The 14,364-nt window shown below is 68.4% G+C and carries 15 protein-coding genes; 12 read left to right on the top strand and 3 right to left on the bottom strand.

Features of this window, described 5'->3' with window-relative positions; all coding sequences use genetic code 11:
- Window positions 1–263 precede the first annotated feature (263 nt).
- On the top strand, window positions 264–830 hold the full coding sequence (locus tag AC6CHY_RS01735; RefSeq protein ID WP_336245010.1) for a MarR family winged helix-turn-helix transcriptional regulator: 567 nt from the start codon (window positions 264–266) through the stop codon (window positions 828–830).
- Here the strand turns inward: AC6CHY_RS01735 and AC6CHY_RS01740 are convergent.
- Together AC6CHY_RS01740 and AC6CHY_RS01745 are read right to left on the bottom strand one after the other, a co-directional pair.
- Window positions 827–2,299: an SDR family oxidoreductase gene (locus AC6CHY_RS01740; RefSeq protein WP_217387309.1), complete on the bottom strand. Its 1,473-nt coding sequence runs from the start codon at window positions 2,297–2,299 to the stop codon at window positions 827–829. The two genes, AC6CHY_RS01735 and AC6CHY_RS01740, sit on opposite strands and share 4 nt — an antisense overlap.
- Window positions 2,296–3,114 carry a TspO-related membrane protein gene (locus tag AC6CHY_RS01745; RefSeq protein WP_254455738.1) on the bottom strand — a complete coding sequence of 273 codons (819 nt, stop codon included), beginning with the start codon at window positions 3,112–3,114 and terminating at the stop codon, window positions 2,296–2,298. Before AC6CHY_RS01745 ends, AC6CHY_RS01740 begins: the two co-directional genes overlap by 4 nt.
- Before the next feature lie 231 nt (window positions 3,115–3,345).
- Here AC6CHY_RS01745 and AC6CHY_RS01750 point away from each other — a divergent pair, with 231 nt between their 5' ends.
- The 9 genes from AC6CHY_RS01750 to AC6CHY_RS01790 are packed head-to-tail and all read left to right on the top strand — an operon-like array spanning window position 3,346 to window position 12,043.
- On the top strand, window positions 3,346–3,738 hold the full coding sequence (locus AC6CHY_RS01750; RefSeq protein ID WP_498225211.1) for a MarR family winged helix-turn-helix transcriptional regulator: 393 nt from the start codon (window positions 3,346–3,348) through the stop codon (window positions 3,736–3,738).
- Between the two features lie 47 nt (window positions 3,739–3,785).
- Window positions 3,786–4,853, top strand: coding sequence for a polyprenyl synthetase family protein (locus AC6CHY_RS01755; RefSeq protein WP_498225212.1), 1,068 nt, complete (start codon window positions 3,786–3,788; stop codon window positions 4,851–4,853).
- 3 nt (window positions 4,854–4,856) lie between these two features.
- Entirely contained in the window at window positions 4,857–5,789 is a 933-nt protein-coding gene (locus tag AC6CHY_RS01760) for a phytoene/squalene synthase family protein (protein ID WP_498225213.1), read from the top strand.
- Window positions 5,786–7,414, top strand: a complete 1,629-nt coding sequence (gene crtI / locus AC6CHY_RS01765; protein WP_498225214.1) for a phytoene desaturase family protein — start codon at window positions 5,786–5,788, stop codon at window positions 7,412–7,414. Before AC6CHY_RS01760 ends, crtI begins: the two co-directional genes overlap by 4 nt.
- Window positions 7,411–7,770 carry a lycopene cyclase domain-containing protein gene (locus AC6CHY_RS01770; RefSeq protein WP_336245009.1) on the top strand — a complete coding sequence of 120 codons (360 nt, stop codon included), beginning with the start codon at window positions 7,411–7,413 and terminating at the stop codon, window positions 7,768–7,770. The genes crtI and AC6CHY_RS01770 overlap by 4 nt, the downstream gene beginning before the upstream one ends.
- Window positions 7,767–8,123, top strand: a complete 357-nt coding sequence (locus AC6CHY_RS01775) for a lycopene cyclase domain-containing protein (RefSeq protein WP_217387304.1) — start codon at window positions 7,767–7,769, stop codon at window positions 8,121–8,123. The genes AC6CHY_RS01770 and AC6CHY_RS01775 overlap by 4 nt, the downstream gene beginning before the upstream one ends.
- 2 nt (window positions 8,124–8,125) lie before the next feature.
- Window positions 8,126–8,983, top strand: coding sequence for a prenyltransferase (locus AC6CHY_RS01780; protein WP_498225215.1), 858 nt, complete (start codon window positions 8,126–8,128; stop codon window positions 8,981–8,983).
- A 42-nt stretch (window positions 8,984–9,025) separates the two neighbouring features.
- Window positions 9,026–10,438, top strand: coding sequence for a cryptochrome/photolyase family protein (locus tag AC6CHY_RS01785; protein ID WP_498225216.1), 1,413 nt, complete (start codon window positions 9,026–9,028; stop codon window positions 10,436–10,438).
- 60 nt (window positions 10,439–10,498) lie between these two features.
- A complete protein-coding gene (locus tag AC6CHY_RS01790; RefSeq protein WP_498225217.1) occupies window positions 10,499–12,043 on the top strand; it encodes an FAD-dependent monooxygenase in 1,545 nt (514 codons plus the stop codon).
- Here the strand turns inward: AC6CHY_RS01790 and AC6CHY_RS01795 are convergent.
- Window positions 12,040–13,188 (bottom strand): hypothetical protein, encoded by a 1,149-nt coding sequence (locus AC6CHY_RS01795; RefSeq protein ID WP_498225218.1) that lies wholly within the window; start codon window positions 13,186–13,188, stop codon window positions 12,040–12,042. The genes AC6CHY_RS01790 and AC6CHY_RS01795 overlap by 4 nt on opposite strands.
- A 127-nt stretch (window positions 13,189–13,315) precedes the next feature.
- Here AC6CHY_RS01795 and AC6CHY_RS01800 point away from each other — a divergent pair, with 127 nt between their 5' ends.
- Together AC6CHY_RS01800 and AC6CHY_RS01805 are read left to right on the top strand one after the other, a co-directional pair.
- A complete protein-coding gene (locus AC6CHY_RS01800) occupies window positions 13,316–13,678 on the top strand; it encodes a hypothetical protein (protein ID WP_498225219.1) in 363 nt (120 codons plus the stop codon).
- A 31-nt stretch (window positions 13,679–13,709) separates the two neighbouring features.
- Window positions 13,710–14,363 (top strand): VWA domain-containing protein, encoded by a 654-nt coding sequence (locus tag AC6CHY_RS01805; RefSeq protein ID WP_498225220.1) that lies wholly within the window; start codon window positions 13,710–13,712, stop codon window positions 14,361–14,363.
- Window position 14,364: the final 1 nt, after the last annotated feature.

Genomic DNA, 14,364 nt, shown 5'->3' on the forward strand with positions numbered 1-14,364 from the left:
GTAGTGGCAGGCACGGTCACTGGGGTTTTTTCGGGGGAAGTCATCCATTCCATTCTCCCATGCATGTCCAGAGTGTGGGCGGTGAGATTGGGCACCCCCCCGGGGCCGCCGCGCGGGTCTCCGGGCTAACAGGGGGCGACTAAGACGGCCAGGCAAAGCATCCCGGTCGCAGAACCCGGCCGATACCGGCCGTGGCCTGACCGGGTCGTATCATGGGGACGTCGAACTTATCAGCCTGCGCAAGGGAAAGGGAGTGGATTCCAGTGGACCGCGAGGAACTTCCCACGATCTTCAACCTTGCCTCGAGCGATCCCCGCAGCGAATTGATCGACAGGTCGCAGCTCAGCGAGGAAACGCTGCTGCAGATCGATCGGATCATGTCCGAAATGGGTCGGCTGCGGGCCGTTGAGCGCAAGATCTCCCGCGCCTCGCAAAGCTACATGCACCTGAACGAGACCGACATGCGGGCTATCAGATTCCTGATCTCCGCCAAGAACACCGACACCGCGGTGACCCCGGGAATGCTGGCCAAGCACCTGGGCATCACCACCGCTTCGGTGACCAAGATGGTGGACAGGCTGGAGAAGGCGGGCCACGTGGTGCGCGCGGCACACCCCACCGACCGCCGATCCCTGTGCATCACCGTGACCCCCGAGACGCATCTTGCCGCCCGCCAGCAGGTCGGTCGGCACCACGCCGCGCGCTTCGGCGCGGCCGCGCGGCTGAGCTCCGCCGAACGCGAGGTGGTCATCCGGTTCCTCGCCGAAACGGCCATGGACCTCGAGGACAGCATCGGATCGGTCGGCGAGCGCAAGCCCTCCGAAGACTAGGCCTCGTCCTTGGCCTCGAGCCCCTCGGCGGCAGTGGTGATGCGACGGGCCATGGAGGAGAAAATCACCCCGTGGAAGGGCAGGATCGCCAGCCAGTACAGCCGGCCCGCCAAGCCCTCGGGGAAGAACACCGCACGCTGCCTGTAATGACTCCCCGATTCGGTCGGTTCCACCGAGAGCTCCAGCCATGCCCGCCCGGGGACCCGCATTTCCGCGCGCAGGCGCAGCAGGCGATCCGGCACCAGCTCTTCCACGCGCCACCAGTCCACCGCGTCCCCCAACGCGAGGGAGGTGCGGTTGCGCCGACCGCGGCGCAGGCCCACTCCCCCGGCGAGCTTGTCCAGGATCCCGCGCAGCGCCCACGCGCCGGGCAGCGAGTAGTAGCCGGTTTCCCCGCCGAGTGACGCGATGACCCGGAACAACGCAGCGGGACTCGCGCTGGTTTCCCGCTCCCGGACATCGGTGAAGACGGTGTGCCCGGCCCATTGCGGATCCGAGGGCAGCGGCTCGGCGGGAGCTTCCAGGGCGTGGGCGGTCGTCCACGTGGTTTCCACGGTGTCGTCGCGCATCTTGGCCAGCGCCAGCTCGACGGAGCGCCGGTATCCGGTCAGCCCCTCGGCGGGGCGGTCGATGACCGCATCGATGTCGCGGTTTCGCATCACGCAGTCGTGCTGCAGGGACTCGACCAGCGGAATGGCCAGCGAGCGCGGGATCGGGGTGACAAGGTTGACCCATTGGGCCGCCAGCCACGGGGTCAGCACCGGCAGCGCCAGGATGACCGGGCGGCGGATGCCCGCGGCATCGGCGTACAGGCGCATCATATCCCCGTAGCTGTGCGCCTCCGGCCCGCCGATGTCGTAGGTGCCGGACACCTCCGGCGGCAGGCCCGCGCATGCACCCAGGTAGTGCAGGGCATCGCGCACGGCGATGGGCTGGACCCGGTTCAGCACCCATCGCGGGGCGGGCATCACCGGAAGCACGTCGGTGAGGTGGCGGACCATCTCGAAGCTTGCGGACCCGGAGCCGATGATCAGCCCGGCCTGCAACGTAATGGTGGGAATGCCGCTGGATTCCAGAATCCGCCCGACCTTGACCCGAGAGGCCAGGTGGCGACTCAGCTCGCCCTCGGGATGCAGTCCCGAGAGATAGACCAGACGCCCGAGGCCTGCGGCCCTGGCCGCTTCCACGATGGTGTTGGCACAGCGTTCCTCGACGGGGGCAAAATTGCTGGTGCCGCCCATCGAGTGGACCAGGTAGTAGAGGACCGCGGCTCCCTCGCACAATTGGGCAGCGGCCTGCGGATCGGTCAGGTCCCCCTCCACGATCTGTACCCGCGACCCCCAGGGAACATCGCGCAGGGCGTTGCTGCGGCGGGTGAGCACCCGCACGCTGTGGCCCTGTTCCAGCAGCAGCGGAACCAGTCTCCCGCCGATGTAGCCGGTGGCCCCGGTGACGGCAATGACGCTCATCTCGCCACCCCCGTCGCGGCCGGTGCGTCCCCGCGAACCCGTCGCCTTGCGGCGGACACGAGGGCGAAGAGCAGCAGGGCCCCGGCCGCGCAATAGGCGGCGGCCGCGACGGTGCCGGATTCCAGTCCGCCGTCGCTGCGTCCCACGCCGATCCAGGCAATGCCCCACACCATGGCCAGGGCGGCCGCGATGCGGCCCCCGGAATACGCCACCGTCAGGGCTCCGATGAGGGCAGCGACCCCCACCAGGACACAGGCCAGCGCAACGGTCCAGGTCGCCCCGGCACCCACGCCGAGCTCGGAGAGCCAGGCGGCGATGTTGGCCACTGTTGCCACACTGACCCAGCCCAGATACGGGCCGAAGGTCAACGCCATGATCCAGCGCTCGGTGCGCTTCTCGATCCGCGGCTTCATCAGCACAAAGATCCTGGCCAACACCGCCAGCAGAAGCAGCATCACCACGACGCTGGCGCCGAGCCAGCCGAGCTGCACCACGCCGATCCACAGCGCGTTGAGGATCGCGGAGCCGGCTGCCCACGGTCGGATGCGTCGCTGCGTGGCACTGCGGGCCGCCCCGGGTGTCAGCTGCCAGAGAGCGTAGATAACCAACCCGATGTAGACCACGCTCCAGATCGAGAACGCTCCGGTGCCCGGGGCCAGCAGCGTCGAATCGGCCCCGAGGCGTCCGTCGGCGGCCTCGGCAATCGGGGTGCCTCCCAGCGCGCCGCTTCCGATGAAGGCGCCGGCGATGGCAGCAAATACCGCCGCTGCGCACATGATCCGGCTCGTTGCGGACGCCGGTGGTGTCGATTGCATGGGATGGGTCTCCTTTGCTGTGGGGGAAATATGCACGGAATTCATCAGCCCTACTCGACAAACCCTATCTTGTTAACACATGATGTATCTAGCTAAGCTAGTAATCAACCATTCGAGGGATTTATGATCCAAGTTCACGCGGGCGAGACGTCGGGCCCACACGCGGCCTCCGCACTGCTGCACTCGGTGCTCAGGAGAAACGATGCCCTGGAACATGCCCTGTGCCGCCACTTGGGAATCAACGAGACCGATTTCCAAGCCCTCCAGCACCTGATGCTTGATCATCCGATGACTCCCGGTGACCTGGCCGCGAATTTGAACATCTCCAGCGCCGCCACCACCACCCTGATCGACCGGATGAGCGGGCGCGGGTTCGTGATCCGCTCGGCCCACCCCACCGACCGGCGCAGCCTGCTGCTGCATCCCAGCCCCGAGGCCGTGACCCGAACGATGACGGCCCTGCGGCCACTGTTCGCCGATGCGGAACTGGGCATCCTAGGGCTCGATCCCGAAGGACAACTCGCGGTGGTGCGCTATCTGGAACACATCCTCGCCGCCATGCAATCCCGGATCGACGCCCTCACTCCTCCCACCGCCACCAAGAAACGGAACGAACGATCATGAGCCTGCCCAGCCAAATTCCCGCGCAGACTTGCAGACCACGAGCTGCCATGGGATCCGACGCGCTCCAGCAGCGGGTCAGATGCCACCTGGCCGCAGTCATCCAGGAGCACCGGGATGCTGCAGGCGAGTATTCGAAGGCCACCCAAACGCTCTGGTCCCGCATCGAGCTGGCGCTGGAGGGCGGCAAGCTCACCCGACCACGGCTGGTCTTGCTGGGCTACCAGGCTTTCGCGTCTCCCGCCGCGGACGGAACCGAGTCCGGGGATGGCCTAGAACGCGTCATCCAGTTGGGCTCCGCCTTCGAATTGCTCCACTGCTCGTTGCTGATGCACGACGATGTCATTGACCGCGATTTCACCCGCCGCGGGCGCCCCACCCTCTCGGCCCTGTACCGCGACGATGCGCTGGACCGGGGCAAGTCCGCGCAGGACGCCGAGCATGCCGGACACGCGGCGGCGATCATCGCCGGCGACCTGCTGCTGGCGGCCGCGATCAGGCTCGCCCGTCGCGCCGCGGATTCACTGCCGGCGGCCGCGGCCATCGAAAATTCCTTCCACCAGGCCATCCACCATGCCGGTGCCGGGGAGCTCGAGGACCTGCTTTTCTCCCTGGACCCTGTTCCGGCCCAGGTGCACGAGGTGCTGCGGATGGAGAAGCTCAAGACCGCCGCCTACTCCTTCTCGGTGCCGCTGCACACCGGGGCGCTTCTGGCCGGTGCCGATGCCGCCGGGGCCTCGGCCCTGGCCAACATCGGCAGCCAGCTGGGCGTCGCCTACCAGCTCATCGACGACATCCTGGGGACCTTCGGGGATCCTGAGCAGACCGGGAAGTCCATCGAATCGGACCTGCGCGAAGGCAAAAGCACCATCCTCACGGCAATGGCCGCGGCCACTCCCGGATTCACTGACGACCTGCAGCTTTTCCGGGACCGGGACGCGGACGTTCCGGCCATGCGCTTGGCCCTGGAATCCACCGGTGCCGAGCGCTTCGCCCGGCAACTGGCGCAGGACCTGTGCACCGGCGCCACCTCGGCCTCGCGCACGCTCAACCTGCCCGCCCGCGTCAGCTCCGAGCTCGAGGGCTTCGCCGACCTGATCCTGAACCGGGGTGCCTAGGACATGAACGCGCACACCATAACCGGAACCGGCGGGCCCACCGCCCTGCAACGCTATTCGGCCACGGCCAGCAGCAGCGCCCGGGTGGTCATCACCCGGTATTCCACCTCGTTCTCGCTGGCCTGCCGCCTGCTGGGCAGCCCGGCCCGCGAACACATCTCCAACATCTACGCCCTGGTACGCCTGGCCGACGAGGTCGTCGACGGGGTCGCCCGCGAGGCGGGCCTCGAGGTCTGGGAGGTCGCCGCGGCCCTGGAACAACTCGAGGCCGAAACCGAGGCGGCGCTGGCCAGCGGCTACAGCACGAACATGATCGTGCACGCCTTCGCCTGCACCGCCCGGTCCCAGGGCATCGACACCGAGCTGACCCGCCCGTTCTTCGCCTCAATGCGCAGCGACCTGCAGGTCGCCAGCCACGACGCGGCCACCCTGAAGGGCTACATCTACGGATCGGCGGAAGTCGTGGGACTCATGTGCTTGCGCGTGTTCCGCTCCATGCCCGACGCCCCGGCCGGGCACGAGGCGGAAACCGAGGCCGCCGCCCGGCACCTGGGAGCGGCATTCCAGAAGGTCAATTTCCTGCGCGACCTGGCCGCCGACACCTCGGAGCTGGGCCGCAGCTACTTCCCGGGGCTGGATCCACTGGCTTTCTCCGACGAACACAAAAACGCCCTCGTGCGGGAGATCCGTGCGGACCTTCACGCAGCCGCGCTGGGCGTCCCGCACCTTGCCCCACGCGCCGCCCGCGCCGTGGCAATGGCCCACGGGCTGTTCAGCGAGCTGAACCACCGGCTCGAACGTACCCCCGCCGCCGAGCTGACGACCCGGCGGATCTCGGTGCCGCCCGGACGCAAGACCCTGATCGCGCTGCGCACCGTCCTGGGCGGGCGCCCCGCGATTGCCACCACCGCCCCGGCGACCAAAGGACAACCATGAAAAATGCATCCCTGCCGGGCCAACGCCGGGTCGCTGTCATCGGCGGAGGATTCTCCGGATTGGCCACCGCCGGCCTGCTTGCCGCCTCCGGGCACCGGGTCACCCTGCTGGAAAAGCAGCACGAGCTCGGCGGCCGCGCCGGGCGGTTTCGGCGCGGAGGATTCAGCTTCGACACCGGCCCTTCCTGGTACCTGATGCCCGAGGTCATTGAACATTGGTTCGAGCTCATGGGAACCTCCACGGACCGCGAGCTGGACTTGGTGGACCTGCCGACCGGCTACCGCACCTGGTTCCAGGGCGACTACACCCCACTGGACATGCCGTCCGGGTCCGGGGCCCGGGAAGCCTTTGAATCCCTGCAGCCCGGTGCCGGCGCCGCCTTGGACGGCTACCTGGAAAAGGCCGCCGAGAGCCACGACCTGGCCCTGGAGCACTTCCTCTACGCCGACCTCTCCTCCGCCTCGTCCGTGCTCGATCCCCGGCTGCTGCCGCTGCTGCCCAAGCTCGCGCCGCTGCTGGCCGGATCCTTGGACTCCTTCGTGGCCAAGCGCTTCAGTGATCCGCGGCTGCGCCAGATCCTGGGTTATCCCGCGGTGTTCCTGGGCTCGAGCCCCAAGCGCACCCCGGCGCTCTACCACCTGATGAGCCACCTGGACCTGACCCAGGGGGTGAAGTACCCGATGGGCGGCTTCGCGCAGCTGGTCGATGCCATGGCCTCGCTCTGCATCGATGCCGGGGTGCAGATCACCACCGGGGCCGAGGTCACCGGAATCGAGGTCTCCGGCACCGGCGCGAACGCCCGTGCCCGGGGCGTGCGCTGGATCCAGGAGGGCACGGAACGGCATCTGGAGGCGGAGACCGTGGTGGGAGCCGCGGACCTGCACCACCTGGAGACCGAGCTGCTCCCGGTGGAACATCGCTCCTCCTCCGAAGCCAGTTGGAGGCGGCGCGATCCGGGGCCCAGCGCCGTGCTGCTTTGCCTGGGAATCGCCGGCAAGCTACCGGAGCTCAGCCACCATAATCTGCTGTTCACTTCCGATTGGGACGACAACTTCGGGCGCATCCACCGCGGGGAGGACCTCGCGGAGGAAACCAGCCTGTATGTCTGCATGCCCAGCGCGACCGATCCCTCCGTGGCGCCGGCGGACCACGAGAACCTGTTCATCTTGGTTCCCGCCCCCGCCCTGCCCGCGTGGGGCACCGGCGGCCCGGACGGCACCGGATCGCATCAGGTGGAAGCCGTGGCGGATGCCGCGCTCGACCAGTTGGCCGCCTGGGTCGGGATCGAGGACCTGCGCGAGCGCGTCGTGGTGCGCCAGAGCTTTGGCCCCGGCGACTTCGCGCAGAACGTCAATGCCTGGCAGGGAGGAGCCCTGGGGCTGGCCCACACGCTGGGGCAGTCGGCCTTTTTCCGCCCCTCGAACCACAGCTCGAAGGTCAGCGGGCTGCACTATGCGGGCAGCTCGGTGCGTCCGGGCATCGGCATCCCCATGTGTCTGATCAGTGCCGAAATCATTGCCAAGAAAATCAACGGGATCACCGACAAGGGACCCATCGGCCCCGGCCACCCGGCGTGGGCTGGGCCGGCCCCGCGCACCGCATCGGCCCGGGAGGCACACCAGTGACCTACCTGCTGATCCTGCTGACGCTGATCGCCTGCATGGCCGCCCTGGATGCCAGGTACCGGCTGTTCGTTTTCGCCCGGCCCCTGCCCGCCGCACTGGCACTGGCCGGCGGCACCGCGATGTTTCTGCTGTGGGACGTGATCGCCATCGACCTGGGAATCTTCCTGCACCGCGAGTCCGCCCTGATGACAGGGGTGATGCTCGGTCCCCAACTGCCGCTGGAAGAGGCCTTCTTCCTGTTCTTCCTCTGCTACAACGCGATGGTCCTGTTCACCGGTGCCCTGGCCCTGCGGGCACGGCGCGCCGTGGCGGCCCGCCCCACCACGCCCGCGGCGACCCTGGAGGAACGACCATGAGCTTCGCCCACCTGTCCCTGTATTTCATGCTTGGTTCCCTGGCGCTCTTCGCCGTGGCACTGCGCGTGCGCCGTGTGAGGCTGCGCGACATCGCCCCGGCGGCCGGGCTCACCCTGGCGGTGCTGCTGGTGCTGACCGCGGTGTTCGACAACGTGATGATCGGCTCCGGCCTCTTCGACTACAACAACCAGGCCCTGCTGGGCATCCGCGTGGGCCTGGCCCCGCTGGAGGACTTCAGCTACCCGTTCTGCGCGGCGCTTGTCGTCCCGGCCCTGTGGTGGCTGGCCGGGGGCGCTCCCGCCGGCGGCACGCCGGAGCCCGGTACGCTGCCCGGCACCGGAAGGGAATGCTAGCGATGCTGCGCGAACTGACGGTGACCTCCAGGCCCGTCTCCTGGGTCAACACCGCCTACCCCTTTGCCGCCGCCTACCTGCTGGCCGCCGGGCGGATCGACTGGATCGCGGTGGTGGGAACGCTCTTCTTCCTCATCCCGTACAACCTGGCCATGTACGGCATCAACGACGTCTTCGACCACGAATCTGACCTGCTGAACCCGCGCAAGGGCGGGGCGGAGGGTGCGGTGGTGGACCGCAGCCGGCACCGCGGAATCCTGGTGGCCTGCGCGGTGGCCTGCGTGCCGTTCCTGGCGGTGCTGGGAATCGTTGGTTCCTGGCGGGCGAACTTGGTGCTGCTGCTCTCGATGGCGGCGCTCCTCGCCTACAGTGCCCCGGGACTGCGCTTCAAGGAGCGTCCCTTCCTTGATTCCTTGACCTCCAGCACGCACTTCGTCTCCCCCGCGCTCTACGGCCTGGTGCTGGCCGGGGCGCACTTCGACTACGCCTTGGTGGCGATCCTGGTGGCCTTCTTCCTCTGGGGCATGGCCTCGCATGCCTTTGGCGCCGTGCAGGACATAGTGCCCGACCGCGCCGCATCCCTGGGCTCCATCGGCACTGTGCTGGGGGCCAGGAGGACGGTCCGCTGCGCCGCGGCCGCCTATCTCGGAGCCGGCGCTCTGCTGCTGACCACCGACTGGCCCGGTCCGCTGGCCGCGTTGCTGGCGCTGCCCTACCTGGCCAACGTGCTGCCGTACGCGCGGCTGCGGGACGAGGACTCCGCCGCGGCCAACGCCGGCTGGCGGCGCTTCCTCTGGCTGAACTACGCCACCGGTTTCATCGTCACCATGCTGCTGATCTGGCATGTCCTGGGCCGCTAGACCGGCCCTTGTTCCTACCCCGAAAGCGTGAAAGGCCGGACCATGAAAGAACCATCCTCCCTGATGTGGTTTCGCGACGACTTGCGCGTCGCCGACAACCCGGCACTCTCCGCGGCCATGGCCGCGGGGCCGGCCGTTGCCCTGTTCATCCTCGACGAGCAGTCCCCCGGGATCCGGCCGCTGGGCGGCGCGGCCAAGTGGTGGCTACACCACGGGCTGAACGAACTGCGCGATTCCCTGGCGGGTCTCGGAGTGCCGCTGCTGCTCTACCGCGGGGCCGCGACGAACATCCTCCCGGGGCTGCTGGCCACCGGTTCCTTCAACGCGCTGCACTTCAACCGCCGCTACGGCGGGCCCGAACGCGCGGTGGACACCGCAGCCAAGGCGTTGGCGGCCGCCGCGGGAATCGATGTCCACAGCCATGCCGGCACCCTGCTGCACGAGCCATGGACCGTGGCAACGCAAGGCGGCACGAACTTCAAGGTGTTCACGCCGTTCCACAACGCGCTGCAGGCCCTGCCGCTGCGCCGGTCGCTGCCCCGGCCCGACGCACAACACGCCCCGGCGATCTCCCTGCCCGCGGAGGAGCTTGCCGCGTGGGACCTGCTGCCGGTACATCCGGACTGGTCGCACGGGCTGGCGGCCACCTGGGTCCCCGGCGAGGCAGCTGCCCGCGAACGCCTCGGCACGGTGCTGGAGTACATCGCCGGGGACTACGCACAGACCCGCGACAGGCCCGACACCGACGGCACCTCGCGGCTGTCGGCCGCCCTGCGCTGGGGACACCTGAGTCCGGTCGAGGTCTGGGAGGCACTGGCTTCCACCCTGGCCGAACACCCCGAACGGGCGGCGGGGGCGCGGGCCATGATGCGGCAACTGGCGTGGCGCGACTTCTGCTGGAACCTGCTCTACCACCACCCGGAGCTGCCCACGGCGAACCTGCGTGCGGAATTCGACGCGTTCGAGTGGGCCTGGCCGCCCACCGGTGAGGCAAGCGGAGGGCAGGACGCGGAGATCGTGCGCCATCTCGAGGCCTGGCGCACCGGGATGACGGGCTTCGGCCTGGTGGACGCCGGCATGCGGCAGCTGTGGGAGACCGGGTGGATGCACAACCGGGTCCGCATGGTCACCGCGAGCTTCCTGGTCAAGAACCTGGGCATCCACTGGCGGGTGGGCGAGGAATGGTTCTGGGACACGCTGGTGGACGCGGACGCCGCCTCCAACCCGGCCAATTGGCAGTGGGTCGCCGGGTGCGGCGCCGACGCCTCCCCGTTCTTCAGGGTCTTCAACCCGCTGCTGCAGGCGCGGAAGTTCGATCCGCGCGGCTCCTACGTTGCAGGCTTCGCCCCGCTGTCCCCGGGCGGGCCGATTGTGGACCTCATGGCCTCGCGCGCCGACGCGCTGGCCGCCCACGCGCGCATGAAGGAACGCATGCGCCCGGACCCGATGTGGTGATTGCCCGCCACGGCGCCGGCACCAGTGCTTTGCCCGGCCTTGGGGCGTAGCGTGGGTTTCATGGACGCGACGCTATTGCACACAGACGTTTTGGTCATCGGCGCCGGGCCCACGGGCCTGATGGCCGGGGCATGGCTGGAGAAGTTCGGAATCGACTCGAAGGTCGTGGACCTGAAATCCGGGCCGACCCGCGAATCGCGCGCCTTGGCGCTGCAGGCGCGCAGCATGGAGATCTACCGCCAGCTGGGGCTTGCCGACGAGGTCAAGGCACGCGCGGTGCCCACCGGGGAGATGCGCCCGGGGATCGGCGCCCGCAGCTTCAAGAGCATCAAGCTCAACCGGCTCGGCTACGCCCAGACGCACTACGCGGGGCTGACCATGCTGGAGCAAAGCGCCAACGAGGAGCTGCTGGCCGAATACCTCCGCAAGGCGGGCAACCCGGTGCTGTGGGAACACGGCTACGAATCCTTCGCCGACACCGGGGACCGGACGCTCGTGAAGTGCACCGGGCCGCAGGGGCCCGTGCACATCTCGGCGCGCTACGTGATCGCCGCGGACGGCGCTTCCTCCCCCATCCGCGAGGCCCTGGGCATTGCCTTCGAGGGGAAAACGGACGACGAGGTCTTCTACGTGCTCGACGCACGGGGCGTCACCGGCATGGGCTCGGGAATCAACCTCCGGTTTTCGGATGAGAACTTCATGCTCGGCTTCCCGATGGGCAAGGACGAAAACGGGGGCGAGCGCCGCCGGCTGCTGGGCATCCTGCACGAGCCGCAGCACCCCGCCTCGAACAAACCCGAAATCGACGAGGGCCGCGCGCGGGCCAGCCTGCGCAGCGAATTCGGCGTCAGGTACCAGGAGGCCAGCTGGTTCACCACCTACCGGGTGCACCACCGGGTTGCGCAGCACTTCGCCCGCGGCCGGGTCTTCCTGGCCGGGGACGCCGCCCACATCCACTCCCCGGTCGGCGCCCAGGGCATGAACACCGGGCTGCAGGACGCGCACAACCTGGTGTGCAAGCTGGCCGACGTCTTTTCCGGGCGCATGCCCGAGACCTATCTCCAGCGCTACGAACTCGAGCGCCGCCCGGTGGCGCTGCGCCTGGTGGCCACCACGGACCGGCTCTTCGGACTAGCCACCTCCCGGTCCCCGCTGGCCCGCACGGTGCGCACGCGCGTGCTGCCGGTCCTCTGGCCCGCCGCGGTGCGCTTGGTGGGCAGGATCCCTGCCGGCCGCCGCTTCTTCGGGTACCTCTCGCAGATCCGCGTCCACTACTGGATGGATGACAGCGCGATGGACCGCGCGACCCTCGCAACCGGCTTCGCCCGGACCCGGCGCCGCGGGAAGGTGCTGGGACGCCGGCTGCCGTGGGTTCCCAACCGCACCGGCGAGCACGCGGACAACTTCGAGGTGCTCAACGACGCCTGCTGGCAGGTGCACATCTATGGCCCGGCGGGCCGGGACCGCGGGGAGCAGCTGGCCGCCGAGTACGAGGTGCCGCTGCATGAATTTGCCGCGGCCCCCAAGCGCCGCCTGCCCGACGGGTCGGTGGTGTTGGTGCGCCCGGACATGTTCGTGGCCCACTTCGAGCAGGTACACTCCTAGGCCCGGCCGTTGACGGCGAGCACCTCGGCCAGCTCCTTGCGCTTGACGGCGAGCGCCGCGTCGGTGGTGCGGATGAACACGCTCAACCAGCCAAAGACGATGCCCACCACCGCCAGCTCGAAGGCCGTGAGGTTGTAGTAGGCCAGCGGCTGCCAGAGCAGCGCGGCGCCCACCAGCCCCAGGAAGCAGGCGAAGGAAAGCAGGTGGAAGACCCAGGGGAATCCCGGCAGCCAGAGCGCGGCGCCCAGCAGCAGCACCACGATGAACAGGGCGGCGATGCGCACGATGGCCGAGTGCACGGGCGCCGAGACGTTGAACGGGATCAGCCCGATGCCGATCACGCACGCCCCCAGGCCCAGCAGGCAGGTGCGCACCACGGCCGGGCGCGGACGGATGAACCGGGGCAGCGGCCTGCCCTGGGCGATGGCCAGCTTGTCGTGGATGCGCGCCATCCGGATCACGTCGCGCACGATGAATGCCGTCAGCGTGCTGAGCACCAGCCCGGAGACGACCAGGGTGAGATTGAACGTCCAAAAGGACATCAGCCCGGAGTCGCGGGTGCCCAGGGCGGAGAACATGGAGCGCCACCAGAAGGGATTTTCCGCGGCCAGCATGCTGATGAACACGCCGGTGGTCATGAAAGCGGCCAACAGCGTTGAGAGGCTTTGCGCCGTGACCCGCGCCGAGGACAGCAGCGCGACGTAGCCGGCGATCCCGGCGGTGATGCCGATCATGAGGCTGCCGGCAAACCTGTCAACGGTCAGCCCCAGGAACGCGTCCTGGACGATCCGGAAGGTGACAAGCGCGGCCATGGCGGAGATTGCCGCGTGGATGATCACCAGGGCCCCGGCGTTGACGACCTGCCGGTAGAGGGGAAAGTCCAGCAGCCAGTCCTGGGTCTTGCTCAGCACCTTCAGGTAGCCGATGATGCTTCCGGCCGAGGCGGTCAGCGCCGCCAGGATCGAGGAGAGGACGCCCACCGAACGGTAGCCGGCCAGATCCGGACGGTAGTCGGCGAAGGCGACAAGCCCGACGAGGACGCCCAGGACCGTTCCGCCAAAGCCGAGCCAGAGCGCCCAGCTCTCGCCGCGGAACTGCAGGTCGGCCGTCTCCCTGCGCCGTTGGGGGCCACGTTCAATATCCACACCGACGATTCTTCCATTTTTTCGGCTGCCCACCTGTAGGCCCTTGGTCCCCGCCGATTTCGGGAATGGGCAAAAATGTTTTGTTTGCACTATTGACACATGCTCATAAACTGCGCATGATGAGTTTATGAACAAGAAGAAGCGCACCCCGATCGACGAAGCCCGCCAGCTCCTGGGGGATGTCCCTTCCGACCCGCTGGCGGCCGTAGAACGATTGGGAGAGGTCCGCGAACTGATCGATGCCGCGTTGAACGAGGAGATGGCCAAGGCCGCCCTCGAGGGCGCATCGATCCGTTCGGTGGCCGTCCGCGCCGGGCTCTCTCCCAACGCGGTCCCCCCGCGGCTGGCCCGCACCTCGCAGCTCTCCAGCTACACGGACGCGGGCGGCAAGGTGTCAAGCTCCTCCATCGAGCGGGCCCGCTACGACTCGGAAACCGGGCGCCCCGCGCCTACCGGGCCCATGACCTTCAAACCCCGGCGCTCCACCTAAAACTCGCGCCACTTCCCGAAAGGCACTCGCCATGTCCGACAAAGACACCGCCCTGCTCGTCTTCCTGCTTGACCGCTCCGGCTCCATGTACGACATCAAGCACGACATCGAGGGCGGCCTGAACGCCTACGTTGCCGAGCAGAAGGCCGAACCTGGCAGCGCCACGGCCTCGCTGCACCAGTTCGACACCGAGTATGAAGACGTCTACCTCGACAAGCCATTGGCCGAGGTACCTCCCTTCGTGCTGGAACCGCGCGGCGGCACCGCATTGTTCGACGCCATTGCCCGGACCATCTCCGACACCCGCCAGCGCATCGCCGCGATGCCGTCGGACAAGCGCCCGGGCGTCGTGCACTTCAACATCGCCACCGACGGTGAGGAAAACTCCTCGCGCAAGTACTCGCGCCGGGCCGTCCGCGAGCTGATCCAGACCCAGGAAAAGGTCGACAAGTGGGTGATCTCCTACATGGGTTGCGACCAGGACGCCGTGGAGGTCGGCGCGAGCCTGGGCATTGCCCGCGAGCGATCCATCACCTACACCCGGGAAACCGCCGCGGAGGCCATGGAGGCATATAGCCAGCTCACCACCGCGGTCCGCGGGGCCACCCGCCGCGGCGCGGACTGGGACGAGGTCCTCGCCGAATCCGTCTTCACCGAGCGCCAGCGCAAGGACACGGGCCAGTGAC

Source organism: Paeniglutamicibacter sp. GQ140 (assembly GCF_059759235.1).